The sequence below is a fragment of the Halanaerobium saccharolyticum genome (assembly GCF_004362045.1).
In the GTDB taxonomy this organism is placed as follows: domain Bacteria; phylum Bacillota; class Halanaerobiia; order Halanaerobiales; family Halanaerobiaceae; genus Halanaerobium; species Halanaerobium saccharolyticum_C.
Genome location: NZ_SNWX01000005.1, coordinates 75,738 through 102,058 on the forward strand (window position 1 = coordinate 75,738; position 26,321 = coordinate 102,058).

Annotated in this window: 21 protein-coding genes; 19 read left to right on the forward strand and 2 right to left on the reverse strand. The window is 33.7% G+C overall.

What is annotated here, in order from left to right:
- Nucleotides 1-131 precede the first annotated feature (131 nt).
- Nucleotides 132-677: an outer membrane beta-barrel protein gene (locus DFR79_RS04945; RefSeq protein ID WP_133514399.1), complete on the forward strand. Its 546-nt coding sequence runs from the start codon at nucleotides 132-134 to the stop codon at nucleotides 675-677.
- A gap of 99 nt (nucleotides 678-776) precedes the next feature.
- Here DFR79_RS04945 and DFR79_RS04950 read toward each other — a convergent pair whose 3' ends face one another.
- Nucleotides 777-932, reverse strand: coding sequence for a XapX domain-containing protein (locus DFR79_RS04950; RefSeq protein ID WP_076546212.1), 156 nt, complete (start codon nucleotides 930-932; stop codon nucleotides 777-779).
- 244 nt (nucleotides 933-1,176) lie between these two features.
- On the opposite strand from DFR79_RS04950, the gene DFR79_RS04955 reads away from it, so the two are divergent.
- The 17 genes from DFR79_RS04955 to DFR79_RS05035 all read left to right on the forward strand — a co-directional run bounded on the left by DFR79_RS04955 (nucleotide 1,177) and on the right by DFR79_RS05035 (nucleotide 22,498).
- Nucleotides 1,177-2,208 (forward strand): LacI family DNA-binding transcriptional regulator, encoded by a 1,032-nt coding sequence (locus DFR79_RS04955; RefSeq protein ID WP_166637974.1) that lies wholly within the window; start codon nucleotides 1,177-1,179, stop codon nucleotides 2,206-2,208.
- Nucleotides 2,209-2,710: 502 nt separating this feature from the next.
- A complete protein-coding gene (locus DFR79_RS04960; RefSeq protein ID WP_133514401.1) occupies nucleotides 2,711-4,063 on the forward strand; it encodes an ABC transporter substrate-binding protein in 1,353 nt (450 codons plus the stop codon).
- Nucleotides 4,064-4,124: 61 nt separating this feature from the next.
- Nucleotides 4,125-4,985, forward strand: coding sequence for a carbohydrate ABC transporter permease (locus DFR79_RS04965; protein WP_133514402.1), 861 nt, complete (start codon nucleotides 4,125-4,127; stop codon nucleotides 4,983-4,985).
- A 17-nt stretch (nucleotides 4,986-5,002) separates the two neighbouring features.
- Nucleotides 5,003-5,827, forward strand: coding sequence for a carbohydrate ABC transporter permease (locus DFR79_RS04970; RefSeq protein ID WP_133514403.1), 825 nt, complete (start codon nucleotides 5,003-5,005; stop codon nucleotides 5,825-5,827).
- Nucleotides 5,828-5,867: 40 nt separating this feature from the next.
- Nucleotides 5,868-6,695, forward strand: coding sequence for a sugar phosphate isomerase/epimerase family protein (locus DFR79_RS04975; protein ID WP_133514404.1), 828 nt, complete (start codon nucleotides 5,868-5,870; stop codon nucleotides 6,693-6,695).
- A gap of 21 nt (nucleotides 6,696-6,716) precedes the next feature.
- Nucleotides 6,717-7,943 (forward strand): Gfo/Idh/MocA family protein, encoded by a 1,227-nt coding sequence (locus tag DFR79_RS04980; protein WP_133514405.1) that lies wholly within the window; start codon nucleotides 6,717-6,719, stop codon nucleotides 7,941-7,943.
- A gap of 16 nt (nucleotides 7,944-7,959) precedes the next feature.
- Nucleotides 7,960-9,249, forward strand: coding sequence for an NADH:flavin oxidoreductase (locus DFR79_RS04985; RefSeq protein WP_133514406.1), 1,290 nt, complete (start codon nucleotides 7,960-7,962; stop codon nucleotides 9,247-9,249).
- A 221-nt stretch (nucleotides 9,250-9,470) separates the two neighbouring features.
- Nucleotides 9,471-11,009 (forward strand): tagaturonate reductase, encoded by a 1,539-nt coding sequence (locus DFR79_RS04990; RefSeq protein WP_133514407.1) that lies wholly within the window; start codon nucleotides 9,471-9,473, stop codon nucleotides 11,007-11,009.
- Nucleotides 11,010-11,089: 80 nt separating this feature from the next.
- Nucleotides 11,090-12,613 carry a tagaturonate epimerase family protein gene (locus tag DFR79_RS04995; RefSeq protein WP_133514408.1) on the forward strand — a complete coding sequence of 508 codons (1,524 nt, stop codon included), beginning with the start codon at nucleotides 11,090-11,092 and terminating at the stop codon, nucleotides 12,611-12,613.
- 97 nt (nucleotides 12,614-12,710) lie between these two features.
- Nucleotides 12,711-14,084: a glucuronate isomerase gene (gene uxaC, locus DFR79_RS05000; protein WP_133514409.1), complete on the forward strand. Its 1,374-nt coding sequence runs from the start codon at nucleotides 12,711-12,713 to the stop codon at nucleotides 14,082-14,084.
- 78 nt (nucleotides 14,085-14,162) lie between these two features.
- Nucleotides 14,163-15,668 (forward strand): UxaA family hydrolase, encoded by a 1,506-nt coding sequence (locus tag DFR79_RS05005; protein WP_133514410.1) that lies wholly within the window; start codon nucleotides 14,163-14,165, stop codon nucleotides 15,666-15,668.
- Nucleotides 15,669-15,820: 152 nt separating this feature from the next.
- A complete protein-coding gene (locus DFR79_RS05010) occupies nucleotides 15,821-16,807 on the forward strand; it encodes a Gfo/Idh/MocA family protein (RefSeq protein ID WP_133514411.1) in 987 nt (328 codons plus the stop codon).
- An 81-nt stretch (nucleotides 16,808-16,888) separates the two neighbouring features.
- Complete coding sequence (locus DFR79_RS05015; protein ID WP_133514412.1) at nucleotides 16,889-17,134, forward strand: glycosyl hydrolase family 28-related protein; 246 nt, start codon at nucleotides 16,889-16,891, stop codon at nucleotides 17,132-17,134.
- Nucleotides 17,135-17,225: 91 nt separating this feature from the next.
- Nucleotides 17,226-18,608: a glycosyl hydrolase family 28 protein gene (locus DFR79_RS05020; protein WP_279512865.1), complete on the forward strand. Its 1,383-nt coding sequence runs from the start codon at nucleotides 17,226-17,228 to the stop codon at nucleotides 18,606-18,608.
- Nucleotides 18,608-19,042, forward strand: a complete 435-nt coding sequence (locus DFR79_RS05025) for a hypothetical protein (RefSeq protein WP_243727713.1) — start codon at nucleotides 18,608-18,610, stop codon at nucleotides 19,040-19,042. The genes DFR79_RS05020 and DFR79_RS05025 overlap by 1 nt, the downstream gene beginning before the upstream one ends.
- Nucleotides 19,043-19,087: 45 nt before the next feature.
- Nucleotides 19,088-20,449 (forward strand): hypothetical protein, encoded by a 1,362-nt coding sequence (locus tag DFR79_RS05030; protein WP_133514415.1) that lies wholly within the window; start codon nucleotides 19,088-19,090, stop codon nucleotides 20,447-20,449.
- 51 nt (nucleotides 20,450-20,500) lie between these two features.
- A complete protein-coding gene (locus tag DFR79_RS05035; protein WP_133514416.1) occupies nucleotides 20,501-22,498 on the forward strand; it encodes an FAD-dependent oxidoreductase in 1,998 nt (665 codons plus the stop codon).
- A 140-nt stretch (nucleotides 22,499-22,638) separates the two neighbouring features.
- On the opposite strand, the gene DFR79_RS05040 is transcribed toward DFR79_RS05035, so the two are convergent.
- Complete coding sequence (locus DFR79_RS05040) at nucleotides 22,639-25,071, reverse strand: GH36-type glycosyl hydrolase domain-containing protein (RefSeq protein WP_133514417.1); 2,433 nt, start codon at nucleotides 25,069-25,071, stop codon at nucleotides 22,639-22,641.
- A 304-nt stretch (nucleotides 25,072-25,375) separates the two neighbouring features.
- Between DFR79_RS05040 and DFR79_RS05045 the strand changes: the two genes are divergently transcribed.
- Nucleotides 25,376-26,248, forward strand: coding sequence for an aldose 1-epimerase family protein (locus DFR79_RS05045; RefSeq protein WP_133514418.1), 873 nt, complete (start codon nucleotides 25,376-25,378; stop codon nucleotides 26,246-26,248).
- Nucleotides 26,249-26,321: the final 73 nt, after the last annotated feature.

The following is a 26,321-nucleotide window of genomic DNA, read 5'->3' on the forward strand; positions in this document are numbered from 1 at the left end:
AAATCCCTGCATGCCGGGGATTTTCTTTTTTGATAAAATATTATTAATATTATAAATTTTTGCAGGAAATTCTTAACTAATATTGAATATATACAATAGATTAAATAAAAAAATAAGGAGGTATTATATTTATGAAAAAATTGATGGTAGTTTTAATTGTTATGGCATTTATGCTGTTTAGTTTTAATGTCTTTGCTCAGGCTCAGAGCAGCTGGTCAGTGAAGCTTGGGATTGATTTTGCTTCTGAAATGGATGTTGACGAAGAATCATATGATACAGAAATGGGATATAGCGTAACTGGTGAATATATTATGCCTTATAGAAATGGATTTGACCTTGGTGCCGGAATAACTCTACAGATGGATAGAGATTTTGAAGATTATGATGGTGACTTTGGTTTCACTCCTATTTATGGACTGGCAGAGTATACTATGGATGATGGCCCTCTTTATTTTATAGGCCACCTGGGATTTGCTTCTTTTAGAGTTAATCATCCAGAGGTTGAGAACAGTAGTGGAGGGCTTTATTATGCCTTAGGTGCTGGTATGTATATAACAGATCAGTACACAGCAGATATTTTATACACTAATAACAGTGGAGAAATTGAATATACAGAAGGTGGAACTAGTGATGCAGATTATTCTAAATTTACAGTTTCAGTCGGTATGAGGTTCTAAGACTAATAATAAAAATTAGTTAAATATATATGTATCAAAAAACTCCCTCTTAATTAAGAGGGAGTTTTAATTTGCTTTAGTTTAATTTAAATAAAATTATTAAAAAATTGTTTTGGTCAGCATAAAGCCGACATAGATTCCTACAATTCCCATTACACCTGATAGAGTTGGAGGAGCGGGAATAGGTAACTTTAGAAAAGAAAAAAGTCCTCCTACAATTAAACCTGAAATAGCAGCAAGAAAAGCTTGATTCATAGTTGATTCTCCTTTATATTTTTAAATTCAGCAATTACTTTGTTAGACGTCAGACAAATATCTCCATCATTTATTTTAATATATATTAGTTAGTTTGTCAAAATTATTTTTTGAAACTTCATCTATCGAATCAAAGAAGCAAAAAGAAATTATAGTAAAAACGTTTTCCGTTATTTATTGAAAGCAGAGCTAATCTATGTTAAAATTATTTTGATAAATGAGATATTTTTGGAAGGAGTTTATCATGGCAAATAAAGAAATTACCATTAAAGATGTAGCAAAACTTGCTGAATGTTCACCTACAACAGTTTCCAGGGTTATAAATAATAGTGATCACCCTGTTAGTCAGGATACTGCTGAGAAGGTTCAGGCGGCAATTGAAAAATTAAATTTTTCACCAAATAGAATTGCTCAGGGTTTAAAGAGTGATAAGTCAAATATAATAGGTGTGATTGTTCATGATATCTGTGATTCATATTTTGCTCAGATGGTCAAAGGGATAGAGGAATTCATTTCCGGTCATGAATACATTGTTAATATTTATAACACCAGCCGCAGTGTAGAAAAAGAACTGCACGCAGTTAATATGTTAAAGGCTAATCGAGCTGATGCCATTGTTTTTGCTGGTGGTGCACTGATGGACAAAGAATATGAGCAAAAAATGTATACTATAATTGAGCAGTTAAAAAGTCAAAACACAGTTCTGCTTGGAGTTACTCCTCATCCATTTGAAATAAAAAATATTAATTTAGGCAACCAAAAGGCTGCAGCCATGATAACAGAATATTTAATAGAGCAGGGGCATCAAAAAATAGCATTTGTAGATGGACCTCAAAATTTATATACAAGTTATTTAAGAAGAAAGGGATTAAAAGAATCTCTTAACAAATATAATTTGAATTTAAACGATGAGCTGATTTTTTCTGGAGACTTTAGTTTTGAAGGAGGCAGAAAGGCAGCTTTGGAATTATTAAAGAAAATTGATGAGATAACAGCAGTTTTGGCTGCTAATGATGCTACAGCACTTGGCTTGATCTGGGAGCTCAACAATCAGGGGATCAAAGTACCTGAAGATATTTCTGTTGTTGGAATAGATGATTTACCAGAAGCAAAATATTCTTATCCACCACTGACAACAGTTTCTCTGCCGATTTATCAGTTGGGGACAAATATAGGTAAATATCTACTGAAAAGTTTAACCAATGATCAGAGTTCAGATTTAGAAAGTGTTGAGATGAAATTAATTAAAAGAAAATCTGTTAAAAAAATCATATAAGATTATTACTTATATTCCAGTCGTAACAGCAGATTTAGAAAGGACTGAAAAGAGAAAAAATAAAAAATATTTGAAAATTGTTTGACAATTAACAGACAATCATTTATAATATGAACAGTGAGTAAATTTTTTTTGCTTTTTTTATTTGAATTAAGGAAACTGTTTTCCAAAACTTAAATATTATTAATTATATGATAACTTTTATCTTAGGAGAATAAATTTGCTTGTCGAATTCTAATTAGAGATCTAATAAAGTTTCTATTTATCTAAAAATTTATAATATTTTTTTAATTAATGGAAAACATTTTCCTAAATAAGATTTACAGATAATATATTGGGATAAGGATATAAGACTGTATTTATTTTAAACCATCTAAAAAAGGGGGGCAGTGATTTTCTCTAATCTTTCAACCGAGAAAGATCATAAGTTTATAAGAATTTTAATTTATCACTCAGAAAACGAACATATGAAGAATCAATTAAATTCCAAGGAGGAAATTAAATGTTTAATAAAAAAAGTTTATTTTCAGTAATAATGATAATTGTATTAACTATTAGTTTTAGTTCTGTAGCCCTTGCTGAAATTGAAGTAATTGAAAATCCAAGTTGGCCAGAGGAACAATTAGGTGCAAAACCTGATTTTAGCAATTATAAGGGGGAAAAAATTGAATTAACTTTATGGCATTTTTCACAAGGACAAATAAAATATTTAAAACCATTTGCAAGAGAATTTGAGAAACTTTATCCAGAAATTGATCTTACTATAAACTTACAGCAGATGCCTTCTGATCAAATGTGGAATTCACTTGCAACTTCACTAATGGCGGGTCAAGGAGCTCCTGATATAACAGCTATGGAAATTGGACAAACCTCAAGGTTTTTCGTTGAACCTTTTGTTGACCAGTTTAAAGAAATAGAATTAAGTAATTATTTAAAAACTGATTTAATTAAGCAGGAACCATACACTGCTAATGGTAAATTATTAGCAGTTGAAAGTGCTGGTCCACACCCGGTATTTATGTTTTATCGGAAAGATTTATTTAAAGAAGCAGGAATTGAGATGCCAATTGAAACCTGGGATGAATTTATTGATGCAGGGCTCAAAATGAAAAAAGAAATTGGGGTTCCAATTACTTTATTTCCATTAAAAAATATAACTTGGGGTAGTTGGATGCCATTATCTTTAATTGTACAAAATAGTAATCCTATTTATAACGAAAATAATGAGTTAATAATAAATAATGAAAAAGGTCAAGAAGTATTTAAAATGATTAAGGATATGGTTTATAAATATGAAATTGCTGTTGATGCTGAACCAGACAATCCATTAACTCAACAACGTTTAGTCGGTTCACACCAAGATCAAATTGCCTCAATGGTTGCGCCTTTATGGTTCCCGGGTTCAAGACTTTTTAATAAAATTGATGATCCTATATTTGGTTTAGCACCGTTACCTAAATTCGATAATAGTTCTAATCAGACATCAACTTGGGGTGGTACAGGGCTTTCTATTGTTGAGTCCCAAACTGAATATCCAGATATTGCAGAAGCTTATATTAAATTTGTGCTATCTTCTAAAAATCAAATCAGAAAATTTGAAACTACAAATTATCTTCCAGTTGTCAAAAGTGCTTTACATTCAAATGCAGTAATTAACTATACACTTCCCGATGTATATGGGGAACAAAAGGTTGGAGAATTATATGCAGAATATACTTCTGAACTCCCTGCACTTAATATCGGACCTGGTTTTGCAAGTGTTGATGCCGAAATTAGGAATAGAATGAATGAATTAGCTGAGATGGATGTTAAGGAATGGTTAGATAAAATTGTTGAATTTCAGAATGAACTTTAGTTAAAGCTTGGATGCTGCACAGATTGAAATCTGTGCAGCTAAAATAAATGGAGGTTTCAAAATGAATAAAAAATATGTACCACTAATGTTTTTAACACCATTTTTAATTTTTTATATAATTTTTTTATTAATACCAATTTTTTATGCATTTTTTTTAAGTGTTCACAATTGGCAGGGAATTGGCCCCTTCAATTTTGTTGCTTTTGAAAATTTTATAAATATTTTCAAAGATGAAGTAGCAACAACTGCTTTGATAAATACTTTCATTATGGCTGGTGGAACTTTAGCTTTAAGCCTTCCCATATCACTTTTGTTAGCTTTATTAATAAATAGTGAGTTATTACCTTTCAAAGGGTTTTTTAGAGTTGTATATTTTATGCCAAGAGTAATTGCTTTATCTGTTAGTGGAGTTATATTTTTAATTTTACTTCATACAGATTATGGGGTTTTTAATTATATTTTAAGAAATTTAGGTTTAATTTCAGAAAACATTCCCTGGTGGCAAAGTTCTTTTTATGGTAAGTTGGGAATAATTTTAATAAGGTCATGGATTTCTATTCCATTTATGATGATCTATTTTTTAACTGGTCTACAAAATATACCAGTTGAATTATATGAAGCTGCAAATATTGATGGTGCAAACCTAATGCAAAAATTCACTTTTATAACTGTTCCAATGTTAAAACCTATTGCATTATTTATTTTTATAACCAGCACAGTTTTTTCTTTTCAAATATTTACTATTCCATATATGATTACAAATGGAGGACCAAGCAATGGAACTCTTACTATAATTCAGTATATGTTTAGTCGCGGTTTAAATAATTTTGAATTTGGTATGGCATCAGCAGTAAGTGTGGTATTATTTGTATTTTTAGCTGTATTATCATATATTCAAATAAAAATTGGTTCAAATAATTAGAGATGAGGTGATAAAAAATGAACAAAAAAATTAATAAATTAATATTTTTTATAATTGCAATTTTAGTAGCTATAATTATTATTTTTCCCTTATACTGGCTATTTATTGGCTCGATACAAAAATCAGGTGATATATTTGCATATCCCCCCAATTTTATACCCGAAAAAGTTAATATAGATAATTTTTTGAATTTGTTTGAAAGAGATATTCCTTTTTATACTTATTTTTTTAATAGTGCTTATACAGTTTTTTTCCATGTGTTAGGGGTGTTAGTTTTTAGTTCAATGGCAGGTTTTGCTTTAGCTAAGTATAATTTTAGAGGAAAAAAAATAATTTTTTCTATTATTATTGCAGGGATGTTAATCCCTTTTCAAGCTTTAATTATACCACTTTTCTTAGTATCACAAAAGCTTGGTATATTTGATAATAGAATAGCTTTATTTTTGCCATTTTTTGCTCAACCATTTGCTGTGTTTTTAATGAGACAATATATGTTAGAAATTCCAGATTCTCTTATGGAAGCAGCAAGAATAGATGGTGCTTCTGAACTAAGAATTTTTTGGCAGATTGTTACTCCGATTATAAAACCTGCCTTTGCTGCAGTTGCAATAGTTGATTTTGTTGCAGCCTGGAATGCTTTCGTATGGCCTTTAACTATTTTAAGAACACAATCTAAATTCACTTTGCCAATATGGTTGAATGCTTTGATTAAAGATCCTTATGTAGTAGATTATGGGTTGATGTTTGCGGCTGCTTTAATAACTGTTTTACCTATATTAATTGCATTTCTATTTTTACAAAAGCAATTTATTTCGGGTTTGGCTGCTGGAGCAGAAGACTAAATATCAAAGTTATTTATTAAAGAATTATAAGGAGTTTATTATGAAACTATCATTTAGTACTTTGTCATGTCCCGACTGGAATATAGACAAGATAATCAATTTTGCATTAAAAAACAACTTTGATGGGGTTGAATTAAGAGGGAAAGAACCACATATTAGTGTAAATTATAATAAACAAAAACGAAAAGAAATTAAAAATAAGTTTAAAGAAAATAATTTAGAAATACCCTGTATTACCGCTTATACAAGATTTGGTTATCAGGATTATAGTTTACGTCAGCAAAATATTAAGGAATTAAAAAAGATGATTGACCTGGCTTCTGATATTGGAGCTAAATATATCAGGACATTTGGTCCAGATCCTGATAATTCTTTTAATTTGGAAAAAATAATAGAGTGGATTAGGGAATCTTTTATAGAAATCGATGATTATGCATCAAAAAAGGGAGTTGTAGTTTTGTTGGAAAGTCATGATGAACTCTGTAAAGGTAAAGATCTAATTAAAATCTTTGATAATTCAGATCTGAAAAGCTGTGGAATTTTGTGGGATGTTGCTCATTCAATTAGAGCAGGTGAAGGAATAGAAAAAACTATAAAATATCTTAAGAATTATATTTATCATATTCACTTAAAGGATTGGATTAGTATTCCCAGCAAGAAGGAAGATTATTTTGTTTTATTAGGAGCAGGAGAGTTAAATTTATTAAAACTTTTATCAGAACTAAATAATATAAATTATAATGGTTATTTATCTTTAGAATGGGAAAAAAAATGGCATCCTGAGATTGAGGAATCAGAAATCGCTATAGAGCAATATTCTAAAAAAATGAGAAATTATTATTTAAATAATAATTTAAATAAATTGTAATAAAATATTGGAGGTTTAAATATGAGAAAAGTTGGTTTGGCTGTAGTTGGGGTAAATAATTTTGCAGAATTTTATTTAGATAAAATAGCAGAACTAGAGTCTGAAGAACAAATTAAACTTACAGCTGTTGTAATACATGATCAGGTAAATAATGCTGATAAAGTTAGAGAGTTAAGACATAAAGGTATTGCAGTATATAGTTCATATGAAAGTTTGCTTAAAGATGCTAAATCATGTGTAGATATAATTGGTTTACCTGTCTCAATCCCAACTCATGCAGAAATGGCAATTAAAGGAATGAATGCAGGTTATAATATACTTTTAGAAAAGCCACCTGCACCAACAGTACAGGAAATAGATGCAATAATTAAAACTGAGAAAGAAACAGGTAGATTTTGTTCAATAGGTTTTCAATTTATCCATTCTCATACAATTAGAAAGATCAAGCAGTTTATTTTAGAGGGTAAATTAGGTGAGATTAAAGAAATTGCTGCTAAAGGTTTTTGGCCCCGATTTAAATCGTATTATGATCGTAATGATTGGGCCGGAAAAAGTATAGCAATGGGACAACTTGTTTTAGATGGTCCAATGCATAATGCCTTTGCTCATTATTTAAATAATATGATTTTTATTGCTAGCTCTGAGATGAATAAATCTGCCTCTTTAAAAAGAATTAGGGCAGAATTATATAGAGCCCATTCTTACATAGAAGCTGATGATACATCATGTATGGAAATAGAAACAGTTAATGGAGTTAGTATATATTTTTACGTTACACATGCACCGGAAGAATTAAGACATCCTTATATGGAGATAATAGGAGAAAAAGGAAGAATAAAATGGAATATGGAAAATGAAAAAACAGTTATTGAATTAAAAAATAACGAAGTAATTCAATTTGATAACAATAATATAGACCCCTATAAAGAAGAATTTAGAGTAGTTGCCAGGAAACAACTTGGAGAAATAAAAAATTTATACTGTACACCAGAAAACACAAGAAATTTTGTGGTAGCAATTAATGGTGCTTATGATTCGGCTCAAAAGATTAAAGCTGTTCCTCAGGATTTAATAGAAGAGTTCACCAATGATGATGGTGAATATCAGACTGTATTACCTGGTATTGATAAATTAATTGACCGTGCTTTTGCAGAAAGAAAATTATTATCTGACTTAGAAATTGACTGGGCAGTTAAAACAAAATGGGTTAATGTAGAGAACTATCCTGGTTTTAATCCGTTTAATTAGGAAGGGATTTGATTAAATGTATAATAAAAAATTTAATTATAGTTCTCTAAAAGAGCTGCGGGCGGATTTGTCTGAGCTTGATTTTGAACTGCCCTTAACAGAGAACGTAGAGATATTAAAAAAAGAAATAAAATTAGACGATTTGGATATTCCAAATCGAATTGCTATTCATCCGATGGAAGGGGCAGATGCTAATTTAGATGGAACACCTTCTGATTTGACCAGAAGAAGGTATAAGCGCTTTGCTAATGGTGGTGCTGGTTTGATCTGGTTGGAGGCAATTGCTGTAAACGATTCTGGTAGAGCAAATAATAGTCAGCTTTACTTAAATAAAGATAATTTGTCTCCTTTTAAGCGTTTAGTTGATCTTATAAATAGTGAATCAAAAGTTGATCCTTATCTGGTGGCTCAACTAACTCATTCAGGTCGATTTGGAAAAAATAAAATCATAGCTTTTAGAGATAAATACATTGATTCTATTTCAATAGAAGAAAATGATTTTCATATAATAACTGATTCTGAGCTTGATCAGCTGCAGCTTGATTATTTACAGGCAGCAAAATTAGCGGTTGAAGCCGGTTTTGATGCTGTAGATATTAAAAGCTGTCATCGATACTTATTATCTTCTTTGCTTGCAGCGTATGATCGGGAAGGTAAATATGGTGGAAGCTATGAAAACAGAACACGTTTTCTTAAAGAAACAATACAAAAAATTAGAGATAATGTTGATATTGATATCACAGTACGATTAAATATTTATGATGCCATTCCAGGGGGATGGTCAACAGATCAGAATGGTGAGCCTGATTTAAAAGAAACAGCTAAATTAATTAAAGAATTAGAGAAAATTGGAGTTCAAATAATTAATATTACTGCAAGCACCCCCTATTTAAAACCACATATTAATCGCCCCTATGACAATGGCGAATATATTCCTTCAGAACACCCCCTAATTGGAGTGAAAAGGTTACTTGAATTAACTAAATTTACTAAAGAACAATTAACTAAAACATTAGTTGTTGGTACTGGTTTCAGTTGGCTCAGGCAATTTGGAGGTAATACTGCTGCAGGAATGATTGAAGATGGCTGGACAGATCTGGCTGGTTTTGGTCGTCAGGCATTTGCTTATCCTAATTTTGCCAATGATATTTTTGAAAACGGGGAAATGGATAAAACTAAAGTCTGTATCAGCTGCAGTAAATGTGCAGAATTAAAGGCTAATAAAATGAAAGCAGGCTGTGTAGTCAGAGATTCAGAAATTTATCTTCCTATTTATAAACAATTAAAAACTCAAAAAACTTCTTGAATAAAAAAATTAAGCTGATAGAAATAGCCACAATCTTTGTGGCTATTTCTATTATATATTAAGGATTACTATGATTATTAGTTGTATCTGTTTAAATAATATCACTAATTATTGAATAAAATGACAAGTTAATTTATTGTTATTGAAGTATATTTTTAGTATGATAAGTTAAAAGGTCAAATAAAATTTTTGTTTTTTTATGAATTTAAAGGGGGCAAATAATGTCTAAAAATAATTTACCAGGCATAGATCGAAAATATTTAGAGTCAGAACTGCTGGGTACAGAATTAGCTGATTTTCCAGCTGAAATTCTTGATTATCCAGAAAAAGTAGTGCAGATTGGTGAAGGGAATTTTCTAAGAGCTTTTGTTGACTGGATGTTTCATACCATGAATAAAAAGGGGATTTTTAAAGGAAGAGCGGTTGTGGTTCAGCCAATTAGAGAGGGAAGAATTTCTAATTTAAATGATCAGGACGGCTTATATACATTATACTTAAGAGGGATTGAAAATGGAGAAGAAGTAAATAAAAAAGAAATAATGACAGCTATTTCACGCGGTCTTGAATCATATGCTCAGTGGGAAGAGTATCTAAAGTTGGCAGAAAATCCTGAAATAGAATTTGTAGTTTCCAATACTACAGAAGCAGGTATTGCCTATAATGAAGATGATAAATTAACTGATACACCTCCAGAATCTTATCCTGGTAAACTGACTGCCTATCTTTACCGCCGCTATCAGACCTTTAATGGTGCTCAAGATAAAGGGATGGTAATTATTCCGGTTGAATTAATTGACCGTAATGGAGATAATTTAAAAAGAATTATCTTAAAGTTAGCTGAGAACTGGAAATTAGAAGCCGGATTTTCCGAGTGGATTGAAGAATCAAATCATTTCCTCAATACACTTGTTGATCGGATTGTAACCGGTTATCCTTTCAATGAAATAGATGATCTGGAAGCAGAATTAGGTTATCATGATCAGAACCTGGACACCGGCGAAATTTTCCACCTCTGGGTGATTGAAGGTGATGAAAAGTTAAAAGAAAAACTACCCTTCCATAAAGCTGGTTTAAATGTTAAGTGGGTTGATGATTTAACTCCTTACCGGACAACCAAAGTTAGAATTTTAAATGGTGCTCATACTTCAACAGTGCCTGTGTCCTATCTAGCAGGAATTGATCTGGTTAGAGATGCAGTTAATGATGAGTTAGTCGGTGAATTTATCAGGCAGGCAGTTTTCGAAGATATTATTCCTACACTGGATGCAGATGAAGATGAATTAGAAGATTTTGCATCTAAGATATTTGAACGATTTAAAAATCCATATATTGATCATAAATGGCTTGATATTTCCTTGAATTCAACTTCTAAATTCAAAACTCGAGTTCTGCCATCACTGGTCCAGCATATTGAAAAGCTGGATAAAGTTCCAGAGCGTTTAAGTTTTGCTTTAGCTTCCCTGATTCATTTCTATCATGGCACAGAGTTAGAAGAAGGTAAACTTGCAGCTTTCCGTAATGGAGAAAAATATTTAATCAGGGATGATCAAGAGGCACTGGAATATTTTGTGGATCTCTGGTCTAAATATGAAGCTGAAGAAATTACTCTGGCTGAATTAGGAGAAGATGTACTGGCAAATGAAGATTTCTGGGCCAGAAATTTAAATGAACTTCCAGGATTAACTGATTCCTTAACTAATAATTTAAAAATGATTAAAAAAGAAGGAATGAAGACAAGTTTAGAGAAATTAATTAAATAGATAAAGTTACTAATATCCTCACTTTTATAGTGAGGATAATCTGGCTGAATATTGTTTCTCAATCTTAAGGAGGTAATATTATGTCCTGGAAAGATTTTGCGGAAGAACTTGTTGGAACTTCAAAAGAGGCTGTTAAAAAGGTAGCTGAATATGCAGAAGATTATCGAATTTACCCTCGTTCTATAATTAAAGAAGGAAAGTCATTTTATTTTCTGGCTAAAATTGATCAGAAAAAGAAACTGGTGATTTTAAACAAAAGTAAAAATTTCGAACTGTTTCAGGGTAAAACCGAGGAACTGGCAGGTTTTAAATCAAAAGTTGCTCCTTTAAGCCACTATAATGCAGATCTATTGCGAGAAGTTTTTCCTTTTACTGCTCCTCAAGCTTTAGGAAATCAGACACCCAGTATTGGGCTTGGAGATCGACTGGGTATTGCAACTCCCGGGCACATTGAAGCTGTTAAGGATAGTGCTGCCCTACCTGTCTTTGCCCAGCAGTCAGTAAGAGAACTCAATTTGACTGGTCGGACATTTAAATCGGTGCTTGATGATGTCACTTGGGCTGTTTTTCAGGAAGGATATCAGGATGGGTTTGCTGCTGATGCTGATCATTTAAAAGAAAAACCTGATATTCAAGAAGCGCTGGATCTTGGTTATAGTATGCTTACTTTAGATTGCACAGAATATATCAATGATAATCTTGATCAGATGTCTGAAGCTGAAATAGAAGAGGCCTATCAGGAAGTACCTGATTATCTAAGAGATGGTCTGGAAGATCAGTATTTAGATAAAACTTTTGTACTCAATTCCGGTTATCAGCTTGAATATAATCAGGATAATTTCAAAAAAATAGTATTGATTTATTATAAGATGCTCGATTTTGCTAAGGAGATTCAGCACCTGATCAAAAAATCAGATAAAGATGTAGACTTTGAAATTTCAATTGATGAGACTTCAACTCCTACTACACCAGAAGCCCATTTCTTTGTAGCCAATGAATTAAAAAGAAATAATATTGATGTTAATTCTCTGGCTCCACGTTTTGTGGGGGAATTCCAGAAGGGTATTGATTATATGGGTGATCTGGAGCAGTTTGAAAAAGAATTTAAAATTCATGCCGATATTGCAGAACGTTTTGGCTATAAATTAAGTATCCATTCTGGTAGTGATAAATTTAGTGTTTTCCCAATTATTGGCCGTCATACTCAGGGGAGAGTCCATGTTAAAACTGCCGGTACTAATTGGCTGGAGGCAATTAGAGTAGTTGCTGAAAACGACCCTTCATTATATCGGGATATTCATGCTTATGCTTTAGAAAAATTTGAAGCAGCTAAAGAATTCTATCATGTGACTACTGATCTTTCACAACTACCGGAGCTGGCACAGCTTAGTGACCAGGAACTGGGAGAGTTATTAGAAATTGATGAAGTAAGACAGCTGCTGCATATTACCTATGGTTTTATACTTCAGGATAAAAAAGATGGACGTTATCTTTTTAGAGATAAATTATATAAATTCTGGGATGAACATGATAAGGAATACCGCCGAGCTTTAGAAAGACATATCGGCAAACATCTGAGCAAACTCGGTTTTTACAAAAAATAATTTATTTTATGATTAGTTATGGATTTTAATTAAAATAGATGATATTATGATTATGAAAACATTTTCAAAAGTTAAATATCACATTAGGAGGAATAAAATGTCTTTTTTAGATAAAAATTATTTACTTGAAGGTGAAACAGCAAAAAAATTATACAAAGAAATTGAAAATTTACCGATTTTAGATGCACACAACCACGGAGATGTGCCAGAAATTTTAGCCAATGAAGGCTGGAATGATATCTGGGAGGTTGAAGCTGAAACTGACCACTATGTCTGGGAGATGATGCGTAAAAGAGGTGTTCCGGAAGAAAAAATTACCGGTGATGCTTCCAATAAAGAAAAATGGATGGCTTTAGCAAAAATCTTTCCAGAAATTGCAGGAAATCCAACTTATGAGTGGGTTCATCTTGATTTAAAACGACGGTTTGGAATTGAAGAGCCTATTTCTGAGCATACAGCAGAGATGATTTGGGAAAAAACTAAGAATATGCTGGCTAAAGAAGAAATGAGCCCCCAGAATTTATTAAAAGAAATGAATGTTGAGATTATGTGTACTACAGATGAGCCATATTCTCGCCTGGAAAATCATAAAAAAGCAAAAGAAGAGGTAGAAGGAGTAAAGATTCTTCCTACCTGGCGTCCTGATAAAATAATGAATATTGAACACCAAAACTGGTCTGAATATGTTGAAAAATTAGGAGATGCTTATGAACAGGATGTTAACGATTTAGATGGTCTTTTAACTGCTCTTAAAAAGTCTCACGATTATTTTGATGAAATGGGCTGTGTAGCCAGTGACCACGGGATTGTGGAGCCGATTTCTTATAAAGTTGAGAAATCAAAGGCTGCTGAGATTTATAAAAAAGCAGTTAATGGTGAAGAATTAACTGAAGCGGAAATTAGAGATTTTAAAGCCTTTACTTTAGTTGAATTCGCTAAATTAAATAAGGAAAGCGGCTGGGTAACCCAGCTGCATATTGGAGCTGTTAGAGACTATCGAGACAGCCTTTATGAAAATTTAGGCCCTGATACAGGTGGGGATATTTCTAATAGTGATATTGAGCTGGCTGAGAATTTAAAGTATTTTGTTAATAAATTTGATTCTGAGTTAGACATTGTACTTTATACAATGGAGCCAACTCACTGGTTTACAGCTTCTACAATTTCCAGAGCTTTTCCAAATGTTTCATTAGGAGCTCCCTGGTGGTTAACTGATAGTCCCTTTGGGATGGAAAGACAGCTGCAGCAGGTTACAACTGTAGATTTATTTTATAATCTTGCAGGGATGGTAACAGACTCCAGAAAATTAATGTCTTATTCTTCTCGTTCAGAAATGTTTAGAAGAACCTTAGCCAATGTTGTCGGCCGTCAGGTTGATCGTGGTAGAATGCCTTACAGTGTAGCTTCAGATCTGGTTGCACATGTAAGTTACTATGGACCAAAGAAACTTTTTTTTAAAAACGTAAAATAAGCTGAGAAATAATAAAATATAAATTCAAATAGCCTGGGATTTATTATTCCAGGTTATTTTGTAATCGAGGAGGTTCTTATGGGAGCCAGAGTTTTGTTAATTAATGATAATGATAATATTGTGATTGCAGTTGAAGAAATAGATGCTGGAGAAGTAATTGAAGTCAGAGGAGAAAAAATAAAGATTTTAAGTGATATCCCTGTGGGACATAAGGTAGCTTTAAAAGATTTTAAAGCAGGTGATAAGGTAATCCGTTATGGTTTTCCAATCGGTAAAGCAACTGAAGAAATAACAAAAGGAGAATGGATCCATACCCATAATTTAAAAACTGCTCTAGAAGGAAAACTGGATTATGATTATCAGCCTGATCTACCTGAGGAAGAAAAACCAGATAAGATGCCTACTTTTATGGGATACAGACGTGAAAACGGTAAAGTTGGGATTCGAAATGATATCTGGATTATCAACACAGTCGGCTGTATCAATAAAGTAGTGGAAAAAATAGCTTTAAAAGCTGAGATGAAATACGAAGAATTAATAGAAAATGAAGTTATTGACAGTATTCATGCGTTTCCTCATCCCTATGGTTGTTCTCAGCTTGGTGATGATTTAGAGATGACTCAGAAAGCTCTGGCGGGTCTGGTTAATCATCCCAATGCAGCAGCTGTAATGGTTGTTGGTCTGGGTTGTGAAAACAATTTAATTGAGGATTTCAAAAAATATATCGGCGATTATAATTCAGAGAGAGTTAAGTTTATCAATCTGCAGGATGTACAGGATGATCAAAAAGCAGCAGAGTCAATTTTAGATAATCTGGTAAATTACGCTAAAGATTTTAAGCAGGAAGAAGTTCCAGTTTCAGAATTAAAGATTGGTTTAAAATGTGGAGGCTCAGATGGTTTTTCTGGAGTAACAGCTAATCCTTTACTGGGCAGAATTTCTGATAAACTTACCAGTTATGGTGGAACAAGTATTTTAACTGAAGTTCCAGAGATGTTTGGTGCCGAAACTATTTTAATGAATAGAGCCAGAGATGAAGAAACTTTTGAAAAAGTAGTTGAGCTAGTCAATGGATTTAAAGATTATTTCCTCTCTCATGATCAGGAAATTTACGAAAATCCATCACCGGGAAATAAAGAGGGTGGAATTACTACCTTAGAAGAGAAATCTCTAGGCTGTACCCAAAAAGGTGGAACGGGAATTGTTAAAGATGTATTTTTTTATGGTGACCAGGTTACAGGTAGTGGCTTAAACTTACTGGAGAGTCCGGGAAATGATTTAGTAGCGACAACTGCTCTCTCATTATCTAGAGCCCATATGGTGCTGTTTACTACCGGTAGAGGAACACCCTTTGGTGGTCCGGTGCCAACAGTTAAGGTTTCAACTAATAATCGTTTGTATAATCAGAAGCGCAACTGGATTGATTTTAATGCAGGCGAACTGCTTGAAGGTCGAAAAATGGACTCTCTGGCAGAAGAATTTTTTGAATATCTGCTTGACCTTGCTTCTAAGAAAACTAAAACCAAAAATGAAATTAATGATTATCGAGAAATAGCAATCTTTAAAGATGGAGTTACTTTATAATTATTTTTAATATCCAGGTTTTAAATTCAAGCTTCTCTGTGCAAAAATTAAATATAATTTAAGCTGGAGAAGCTTTAACTATGTTTTTCTTAATATTCACATTTGAGTTATCGGAAATTGTTTTCCACAAAATAATAAAAGAGGTGTTAGCTGTGAAAATAGTGTTAATTGGATCAACCGGTCATACTAATTATGTTGTTAATGGACTTAAGGATAATTATGAAGATCAGATTGTAGGAATTGCTCCTGGATCAGAAGGAGAAAATGTAGATTCCTTATATCAAAAGTTAGCAAAAGACTATGAAATAGAAAAATATAATGATTATAAAGAAATGCTGGATGATCTGAAACCAGATGTGGCTGCTGTTGCCTGTCATTTTGGGGATCATGCAGATGCAGCAGTTGAAGTATTAAATAGAAATATTGATTTATTTGTAGAAAAACCAATTGCCACCACTCTTGCCAAACTGGATGATGTTAAATCTGCTTACGAAAAAAGTGAGTCTAAACTTGTTTCTATGTTTGGAATTCGCTATAAGCCCTGGTTTTTAACTGTCTATAAATATATAAAAGAAGGAGCAATTGGAGAGGTAAGATTAATGAATGCTCAAAAATCATACCGCTTAGGTCAGCGGGCTGAATTTTATAAAAAACGAGAAACATATGGTGGAACTATTCCCTGGGTTGGAAGTCATGCTATTGACTGGATGCAGTGGTTGAGCGGTAAAGATTTCAAATCGGTGTATGCCTCTCATTCAACTAAAGCCAACCAGAATCACGGGGAACTCGAGGTTTCTGCTCTCTGTCATTTTAATTTTGAAGATGAGATTTTTGGTTCAGTAAATATCGATTATCTCAGACCTCAGAATGCTACCAGTCATGATGATGATCGGATTAGAATAGCTGGTGATAAGGGAGTTATTGAGGTCTTAAAAGAAAAAGTTTATTTAATTAATGATCAGATTGAAGGGAGCAGAGAACTTCCTTTAGTCGCAAATAAAGAAATATTTGCTGACTTTTTAGATTGGGTTAAAGGTCAGGGAGAATGCTTAATTAGTGCGGAAGAATCTTTTAGAGTAACTGAGGCTGCTCTGCAGGCTAGAGAATCAGCAGATAAGAAACAGCTAATTCAATTTTAAAAAGGGATTATAAAATCTATTCGAGTTTGAATTTATCTTAAGCATCTTTAAAAGATTATTAATTGTATATTGGAGGTAACAATGCTAAAAAATAATTTTGAAATAGAAGTGAGAAGACCTGAGTTTCCAGATAGAGAATTTGATATTAAAGAGTTTGGTGGAGTACCAGATGGTAAGTTTGATAATACTGAAGTTTTTGCTGAGGCGATAGCTAGCTGTTATCAAGCGGGTGGAGGGACAATTGTTGTTCCTGCAGGAGACTGGTTTACAGGACCAATTCATTTTAAGAGTAATGTTCACTTAAAACTGGAAGCAGACTCAGCATGACGCCGCTAAAGAGTTATATGATGCTGAATATAATGGAATTTCAGTTGAAGATAGAATTTTTGGTAGAGAAGAAGGATTAAGGTCTCAGTTTATTCAGCCAATTAATTCTAAAAATATTTTGATTGAAGGGATTACAATTGTTGATGGACCAATGTGGACCATTCATCCGGTTTACTGTGAAAATACAATAATTAGAAATTTGAAAATTATTACAGATGGACCAAATACAGATGGCATAAATCCGGATTCCTGTAAAAATATGCTGATTGAAGACTGTGATTTTGAAACCGGTGATGATTGTATAGCCATCAAATCTGGAATTAATGAAGATGGCAGGAGAGTTAATAAGCCGACTGAAAACTTATTGATTCGCAACTGTAAGGCTAAAGAAGGACATGGTGGAGTTGTAATCGGCAGTGAAATGTCTGGTGGAGTTAAAAATGTACATGTTCATGACTGCGTCTTTAATGGTGGAGAACGGGGAGTTCGTTTAAAATCAATGCGCGGCCGGGGCGGCTGTGTAGAAAATCTTCTTTTTGAAAATATTGAAATTAACAATTTACGTGACCAGGGAATAATTTTAAATATGTATTATGATGCGACAACAGTTGAACCCCGCAGTGAAATGCCGCCTTTATTCAGAAATATAACAGTCCGTAATATTAAGGGTAAAAATATTAAGCAGCCGGTTGTACTGAGAGGGCTGCCGGAAAAGAAAATGAAGGATATTACTCTTGAAAATATCGAGCTAAGTGGTGAGGATGGTCTAAGTGCCAGTGATTTAGATGGACTGCACTTAAAAAATATTAAGCTTAAGCTGAAAGCGGAAGCTCAGTTTAAATTTAAAAATATTGACAATTTAAATATTGAAAACAGCAGCTGTCAGGAAAACAAGCCTGAACTGCAGTTTCAGGCTGAAAGCCGGGAAGAATGGTGTCTGTGGCGGCAAAAACTTAAGGCACAAATAGCTGAGTTAATTGGTGGGATTCCTCAGTCTTCCCGGGTTACTGAACTAAAAATCCTGGAGAAAAGTGAATTTAAAACTTACAGTCGAATCAGAATTGCCTATCAGGTTGAAGGCTACCTTAAAATTCCTGCCTATATGTTAATTCCCGATCAAAATGCAGAGAAATATCCGGCGATTGTTTTAGCACACGGCCATGGAAATGGAAATCGAGAAACACTGGGTTTAAATGGAACCGAAGAAAAGTTAAAGGAAGCGACCTGTCACAATAATCTGGCTCTGGATTTTGTAGAGGCAGGTTATATTGTTCTTGTTCCGGAGCTAATTGGTTTTGGTGAGCGCAGATTGAAGGAGGATTATCAAAAAGATCCAGATTTAAAAGAAAATCCAACAGCCAATTCCTGTTATCGGATCAGCAGCAGCTTCTGTTATATGGTCAGAGTATTCTCAGACTCAGACTCTGGGATATTATTTCTGCTGTTAAAATTTTGGCAGCAAGAAGTGATGTAATGACAGAACAAATTAGCTGTCTTGGATTTTCGGGAGGGGCACCGGCTGCAATTTTAGCTGCTTTATTTGAAGATAATATAAAAGCAGCCGTGATTAGCGGTTATACTTCTTATTATCAGGACAGTATCATGGCCCGGCGTCACTGTCTGGACAATTATTTGCCTGGTGTATTAAATATTGCGGAATTACCGACAATTATTTCTGCCATTGCTCCCAAACCACTTTTAATCCAGGCTGCAGAAAAAGATCACCTATTTCCAGTTGATTCTGCCAGAAGAGCATATCAAGAAATAGAAAAGGTCTATCGTTTTTTAAATAAAAAAAATAAAATAGCACTGGAAATCATTAAAAATGCAGAGCATTCAGTTTCGGCTGCAGCTGCTATAGAGTTTTTAAATAATCAAAAAAATAAAGATTATGGTCTAATATTATAAGGTCTAGTATTATTATAAATAAGAATAATCCAATAGGAGAATTTGATGCAGAAGAATATAAAAAATAAAATTGAAGCAATAAAATATCAGCACTTACTTAAATTTTTTCTACCCCTTGCTGTAATGCCGCTTATTATTGGAATCTCACACAATGCGATTAATGCCAGTCTGGCCAGACTTCCGTTTCCGGAGATTACTCTGGCTGTTTATGCAGTAGCTAAAAGCATAACCAATATTATTAAATCTCCAATACATATGTCAAGACAGACTGTGACTTCACTGGTCGATGATCACAGCAGCTTTAAATTTGTCAGCCGCTTTATTTTTGGCCTTGGAGTCCTATATTTTTTGATGATTGCCTCTCTTGGATATACACCTCTAGGTGAATTTGTATTTAAAAAGATTATTGGTTTAAAAAATCCACAGGAAATTAAATTTGCCTATCAGGCTCTGAGTATTATGGCTTTTATCCCCCTGGTGGAATCAATAAGAAATATTATGCAGGGTCTGGCAATTAGTCTCAAAAAAACAAACTTAATTACTCCTGGAGTGGTAGTCAGAATTATCAGTATTTCTCTAATTTTGCTCTGGGTAACTTTAAATCAGGCTGTGGCTGGTGTAACTGCAGCCAGTGGGGTCTGGTTAATTGGAATTACAATTGAAATGTTTTTTATTACTTTTGCTTTACGTTATACTTTTGGCAGTTTTAGTGGAGTGATTGATAGTCTGCCGGACAATGTAAGTAAAAAAGTTAACTTTAAAAGAATAATTAAATTTTTTATACCGATTGCAATAATGGCATTTCTGGCCCGTTTTGTTCAGCCGGTAGTTCAAAGTGGAATTGTGCGCACCAGTATTGGAACTCATGATCTGGCAGCTTATGGTGTCAGCTGGACTCTGGTAATGATTTTTGTTGGTCCCCTCGATCAGCTGCATCAGTGTTCACTTGTTTATGCTCGAGAATTAAATCAGAATAACTGGCAGAAAATATTGAAGTTTTCGCTGGCAGCAGGAACAATTGTCAGTTTAATTCTCGCCGTTCTGGCTTTTACAGAAGTTGGAGATTTTGTTTTGATCAGACTAATTTCAGTTTCTCCTGCAATTGCTGCAATAGTCAAAAAGGTGATTTTTGCTTTTATTTTATTTCCAATTATCAGAGCCTTCAGGGAGACCTTCTGGGGAGTAATGATGCAGCGGCAGACTACCAATATTATTGCAGCAGCTAAAATTGTGGGGCTCATTTTTGTAGTTTTAGTCTTTTTAATTTTAGCCTTAACAATGGAGCTTAATGCAGCAATAATTGCTGCTCTTGCTCTAACAGCTGGAGAAGCAGCTGATGCTCTGACAATTAGCTTTTTTATAATCAAAAACAAAGTTTTAGAAAAAATTTATGCAGATAATTATTAAGCAAATAGCTTAAAATGATACCATAAATTTAATTTTTTTGAGGAGGAAACAATGAAAAAAGATCAGCTTCAAATTGAAGGACAAAAGATAGATGTTTATTCTTTAAATACAGTTGTAGTTGGGTCTGGGGCTGCTGGTTTTAATGCAGCAGACAGACTTTATAATTTTGGACAAGAAGATATAGCAATTGTTACAGAAGGTATTAAGATGGGAACTTCCCGCAATACGGGTTCAGATAAACAGACATATTATAAGTTAACTTTAGGTGGTAAGGATCAGGATTCAGTGTTTGACATGGCAGAAACCTTATTTTCCGGTGGTAGTATGGATGGAGATATTGCACTGGTAGAAGCGGCTTTATCCCCTCGTTCTTTTTATCATCTGGTTGATATTGGTGTACCTTTTCCTCATAATCGTTTTGGCGAGTATGTGGGTTATAAAACTGATCATGATCCCCGAAAACGTGCAACATCAGCCGGACCTCTGACTTCTCGCTATATGACTGAAAAACTGGAAAAAGAGGTTAAAAATAAAGGTATTGAAATTTTTGATAACTATCAGGTAATAGCAGTTTTAACTGATCAAGATCAGGAAAATGCAGTTGGTCTTTTAACTCTTAATAAAAAGCAGCTGGATAATGAAGGCAAACGCTACACCTTATTTAATGCCACAAATATTGTTTATGCCACCGGCGGCCCAGCAGGTTTATATGACACCTCTGTTTATCCAGGCAGCCAGACAGGAGCTTCTGGTCTTGCCTTTGAAGCAGGAGTTAAGGGAAAAAATTTAACTGAGTGGCAGTACGGAATTGCCTCAATTAAATTTCGCTGGAATCTATCAGGAACCTACCAGCAGGTTTTACCTACCTACATTTCTACCGACCAGGATGGAAATGATAAAAAAGAATTTTTAAAAGAATATTTTGCTGAGCCCGGAAAAATGCTGGATGCAGTTTTTCTTAAAGGCTATCAGTGGCCCTTTGATCCCCGAAAAGTTAAAGATTTTGGATCTTCTTTAATTGATATTTTGGTTTACAATGAAACTGTAATTAAAGGCAGAAGAGTCTGGCTGGACTACCGCCATAATCCTCAATTTGCATCAGATAATGGTAAATTAGATTTTTCTCTTTTGGGAGAAGAAGCCGCAGAGTATCTTAAAAATTCTGATGCTTTATTTGGGACTCCAATTGAGAGATTAAAAAAGATGAATCAGCCGGCAGTCGACTTATATGTTGATAATGGTATCGACCTGGAAAATGAAATGCTGGAAATTGCAGTCTGTGCTCAGCACAACAATGGCGGTTTAGAAGGTAATATCTGGTGGGAAAGCAATCTGGCTCATTTCTTCCCGGTAGGAGAAGTGAATGGAAGTCATGGTGTTTATCGACCAGGTGGAACTGCCCTAAATTCTGGCCAGGTGGGAAGTACCAGAGCTGCACAGTTTATAACTGCCCGCTATCAGGAAGAAGCACCTGCTGTAGAAAAATTTAAAGCTGAAGCTGAGTTGCAGATTAAAAAGAAACTTCAGCTCGGTGGAAAATTTCTGCAGTCACTTGCAAAAGAAAGTGATTCTAATGTAATAGATATCAGAAAAAAATTGGGAGAGAGAATGAGCAGAGCTGGTGCTCATATCCGAAATTTAAGTTCTATAGAAGCTGCTTTAAAAGAGGCTGAAACTGAATTGAAAAAACTGGGAGAAATTAGCAGTTTAAGTTCCAGCAGAGATTTAAGTCTGGCTTTTCAAAACTATGATCTGCTTTTAGCTCAGTACGTTTATCTAACAGCCTTTAAAGATTATATTGAACTTGGAGGCAGAAGTCGTGGCTCCTATCTTGTTCAGGATGAAGAGGGAGAACTCCCGTTAGAAAGTTTAGACGATAACTTTAGATTTAGTTTAGAGGATGGTAATTTAAGCAAAAAAATACAGCGCATTAAATATAAAGGAGAACATTTTGAATTTGGCTGGCAGGATGTAAAGCCAATTCCTGAGGACAATAACTGGTTTGAGAATGTCTGGAATAAATACCTAAATGATCAAGTAATAAAATAAGGTTCTTCTCCAAAACAGTTGGTCAATCACCTGGAAACGCCTGTTTGATTTTTAGTTTATAATACTCTGGATCATGATAGCCATAGGCTCTTCTTTTTAGTTATTTTTCACCAACGGAAACGGAGAAGAACCATTTAATTTTATCCCATTATAACTTTCACTTTAGCTTTATTCTGATCGAAATCTCTTAAGGTTTGATCTTCTATTTGCTCACCATCAACAAATATTTCTTTGACTCCTTTGCTAACATGCTCGGGGTTTTTAACTTCAATCTCAAATTCACAGCCTCTGAATTTTCTTAGCACCTTAAAACCATCCCATTCTTCGGGAATACAGGGATCAATTTTTAAACCTTCAAATTCAGGTCTAATTCCGAGTATCCACTGGGTTATAGCAACAAAGTTCCAGGCAGCTGTACCGGTTAACCAGGAATTTTTAGCTTCACCAAAACTGGCCGCATCCTGACCTGCAATCATTTGAGAATAAACATAAGGTTCAGTGCGGTGCAGCTCACTTATTTTTTCACGATAAGCAGGTGCAATTTTACTGTAATACTCAAAAGCCCGGTCTCCATTACCAACAATTGTTTCGGCAATCATAACCCATGGATTATTGTGACAGAAGATAGCACCATTCTCTTTATAGCCGGGAGGATAGGAACTAACTTCACCCAGATTTATCTGATATTCTTTAATTGTAGGGTCTAAAATCATTAATCCATGTTCAGAATTCAATCTTTTGTTAACTGAGTTTAAAGTTTTTTCGGCAAATCCATCTTCAAGCCCAATACCACCCATAATACAGAATCCCTGGGGTTCAATAAAGATTTCTGCATATTCATTACCTTTTGCTCCAACTTTATCTCCATAATAATCGTAAGCTCTTAAAAACCAGGCATCATCACGACCAGCTTGATTAACGGCTTCTTTCATTTTTTCTAACTCTGATTCTGCTTTTTTAGCTAATTCGTTTTTACCTGCTTTTTTAGCTAGCTGTACAAAATCAGGACCGGCAGTTAAAAACATACCTGCAATCATTACTGATTCAGCCGGACTATCATCTTTATTACTTACTGTCTGGAATGATTCTCCGGGCTTTTCCGAAAAGGCACTTAAATTTAGACAGTCATTCCAGTCGGCATGACCGATTAGAGGTAGATCATGGGGACCTAAATTATTAACCACATGCATAAATGAGGACTCCAGATGGTCAAAAATTGTGGCTTTTTTACCACTGTTAAATGGAACTTCTTCTTCCAATATCGAATAATCTCCGGTTTCTTTAATATATGCAGCAACGGCAAAAATTAACCAGAGGGGATCATCATTAAAACCGCTGCCTATTTTGTCATTTCCTTTTTTGGTTAACGGTTGATACTGATGAAAAGCACTGCCGTCTTCAAATTGAGTTACAGCCAGATCTTTGATTCTCTGTTTAACTCGCCCCGGTATTAAATGAGCTGAACCCAGGAGGTCCTGATTGGAGTCTCTAAATCCTATACCCCGGCTGATACCTGATTCAAAATAAGAGGCAGAACGGGCTAAGTTATAGGTAACCATATTCTGATACTGATTCCAGGTATTAACCATTCTTTCTAATCTGGAGTCCGGATGTTCAAGTGAAAAAGAAGAGAGCAGTTTATCCCAGTGTTGTTTTAATTGAACAAAAGCCTGATCAACTTTTTCAGAAGTATTATATTTTTTCATTAATTTTTTTGCTTTTTCTTTATTGATGATCCCTTTACTTTTGTCTTCCCATTTTTCCTCATCTTTATTTTCTATATAACCCAGTTGAAAAATAAATTCTTTTTCTTCTCCTGCTTCCAGTTCGATTTCTAAAGAGTGAGAAGCGATTGGAGACCAGCCGTGGGCAATAGAATTACTTGATTCTCCAGCCTCTAAAACCTGTGGTTCAGCAAAACTGTTATATAAACCTAAAAAACTTTCCCGGTCTGTATCAAAACCACTAATTTTTTGATTAACTGTAAAGAAAGTGTAGTGATTTCTTCTTTCTCTATATTCTGTTTTATGATAGATTGTTGAGCCTTCTACTTCAACTTCTCCTGTATTAAAATTACGCTGGAAATTTGTCATGTCATCCTCGGCATCATAGAGGCAGAACTCTAAAAATGAAAAGAGTTTAAGCTTTCTTTTCTTTTGATTTAGGTTTTTAATTTTAATCTGATGCAGTTCAGTGTTATCTCCCTGAGGCACAAAAAATTTCATTTCAGTTTTTAAATCATTCTTTTCAGATTTAATAACAGTATATCCCATTCCATGTCTGCATTCATAACTATCCAGTTCAGATTTTTGGGGAGCCCAGCCGGGTGAGAAATAGTTATCGTTTTCATAGATATAATAATAGCGGCCTCCAGCATCTGTAGGTACATTATTATAGCGGTAGCGAGTTAGACGGCGTTTGCTGGCATCTTTATAAAAACTGTAACCTCCAGCAGTATTAGAAATTAAGCCAAAAAATTCTTCAGATCCCAGGTAGTTAATCCAGGGATAGGGAGTGTCAGGTCTTTCAATTACATATTCCTTGTTTTTGTCATCAAAATGTCCAAATTTCAATTTTCATTCTCCTTTCAAAAAAATACTATTAATAGTTGAGTTTTAAAAATTGCTTATAAAATTATAAATTGTTTTGCCAGAAAAATAAATCAGTTATTCGAAATCGTTTTAGCTATTATATATAGTTCCTCATAGAAGTTAAAATTCCTGCCTGATTGGAAGAAAATCTTGATAATTAACTTATATTCCTAAAATTATAGATAAATTTTATGTATTAGCTTGCAAATTACTATTGATATAATATAATTTTAATATACTGATATTAGATTTGACGTAACGTTTGTGAGAGAGGGAGGGATAATTTATGATTTCTAAGCTTGAAAATGAAGAAATTGAAATTGAAGTAGATACTCAGGGAGCACAGCTGCAGAAATTAATTTTAAAAAAAGATGATAAAAATTATCTATGGCACGGTGATTCTAAATTCTGGGGTAGAAGAGCACCTGTTTTATTTCCGATTGTTGGTCGTTTAAAAAATGATGAATATCAATACAACGGACAGAAATATAAAATGACTCAGCATGGTTTTGCCAGAGATAATGAGTTTGAATTAGTAGACCAGGGAAAAAATTATTTAACTTATACTTTAGAAGAAAATAAAGAAACATTAGAAAAATATCCATTTCAATTTAGACTGGAGATTAAATATACTATTCAAGCAAATTCTCTTCTAATTACTTATCAAGTTATTAATCAGGATCAAAAAGATATGTTTTTTTCTATAGGAGCCCATCCCGCTTTTTACTGGCCGCTGGAAGACGACGAAAAAAAGGAAGATTATTATTTAGAATTTGAAAAAGAAGAAAATGTTAATAAATATTTACTGGAGTCCGGGCTGTTAAATCACGAGAAGGAAAAAATACTTAGTGATTCTAACATTTTAGAACTGCAGCCGGATATTTTTAAAGATGATGCTCTGGTATTTAAGGATCTAAAATCAGAAAAAGTAACTTTAAAAAGCCGCAACTCAAAGCGGGAAGTTCAGGTTGAATTTAATAAATTTCCCTATTTAGGAATCTGGTCTCAATCGGCTGAGGCTCCTTTTATCTGTATTGAACCCTGGCAGGGAATTGCAGATTCTGTTGATAGCAGCGGTAAAATAGAAGAAAAAGAAGGAATAATTAAGTTAAATCCTGATAACATGCACAGCTGCAGCTATAGTATATCAATTAAGTAAATGGTACCAGGTAAAAATTATATTAATTCTGAGCCATTTTTTCTAAAATTAGAGGGAATGCTTCTTTTATCCT

Coding starts and splice junctions, on each gene's coding strand:
- DFR79_RS05045 (WP_133514418.1), top strand. CDS start 25,376: ATGATTTCTAAGCTTGAAAATGAAGAAATTGAAATTGAAGTAGATACT.
- uxaC (WP_133514409.1), top strand. CDS start 12,711: ATGTCTTTTTTAGATAAAAATTATTTACTTGAAGGTGAAACAGCAAAA.
- DFR79_RS04965 (WP_133514402.1), top strand. CDS start 4,125: ATGAATAAAAAATATGTACCACTAATGTTTTTAACACCATTTTTAATT.
- DFR79_RS04985 (WP_133514406.1), top strand. CDS start 7,960: ATGTATAATAAAAAATTTAATTATAGTTCTCTAAAAGAGCTGCGGGCG.
- DFR79_RS04970 (WP_133514403.1), top strand. CDS start 5,003: ATGAACAAAAAAATTAATAAATTAATATTTTTTATAATTGCAATTTTA.
- DFR79_RS04955 (WP_166637974.1), top strand. CDS start 1,177: ATGGCAAATAAAGAAATTACCATTAAAGATGTAGCAAAACTTGCTGAA.
- DFR79_RS05005 (WP_133514410.1), top strand. CDS start 14,163: ATGGGAGCCAGAGTTTTGTTAATTAATGATAATGATAATATTGTGATT.
- DFR79_RS04960 (WP_133514401.1), top strand. CDS start 2,711: ATGTTTAATAAAAAAAGTTTATTTTCAGTAATAATGATAATTGTATTA.
- DFR79_RS05035 (WP_133514416.1), top strand. CDS start 20,501: ATGAAAAAAGATCAGCTTCAAATTGAAGGACAAAAGATAGATGTTTAT.
- DFR79_RS04995 (WP_133514408.1), top strand. CDS start 11,090: ATGTCCTGGAAAGATTTTGCGGAAGAACTTGTTGGAACTTCAAAAGAG.
- DFR79_RS05025 (WP_243727713.1), top strand. CDS start 18,608: ATGACAGAACAAATTAGCTGTCTTGGATTTTCGGGAGGGGCACCGGCT.
- DFR79_RS04990 (WP_133514407.1), top strand. CDS start 9,471: ATGTCTAAAAATAATTTACCAGGCATAGATCGAAAATATTTAGAGTCA.
- DFR79_RS04950 (WP_076546212.1), bottom strand. CDS start 932: ATGAATCAAGCTTTTCTTGCTGCTATTTCAGGTTTAATTGTAGGAGGA.
- DFR79_RS04945 (WP_133514399.1), top strand. CDS start 132: ATGAAAAAATTGATGGTAGTTTTAATTGTTATGGCATTTATGCTGTTT.
- DFR79_RS04980 (WP_133514405.1), top strand. CDS start 6,717: ATGAGAAAAGTTGGTTTGGCTGTAGTTGGGGTAAATAATTTTGCAGAA.
- DFR79_RS04975 (WP_133514404.1), top strand. CDS start 5,868: ATGAAACTATCATTTAGTACTTTGTCATGTCCCGACTGGAATATAGAC.
- DFR79_RS05015 (WP_133514412.1), top strand. CDS start 16,889: ATGCTAAAAAATAATTTTGAAATAGAAGTGAGAAGACCTGAGTTTCCA.
- DFR79_RS05030 (WP_133514415.1), top strand. CDS start 19,088: ATGCAGAAGAATATAAAAAATAAAATTGAAGCAATAAAATATCAGCAC.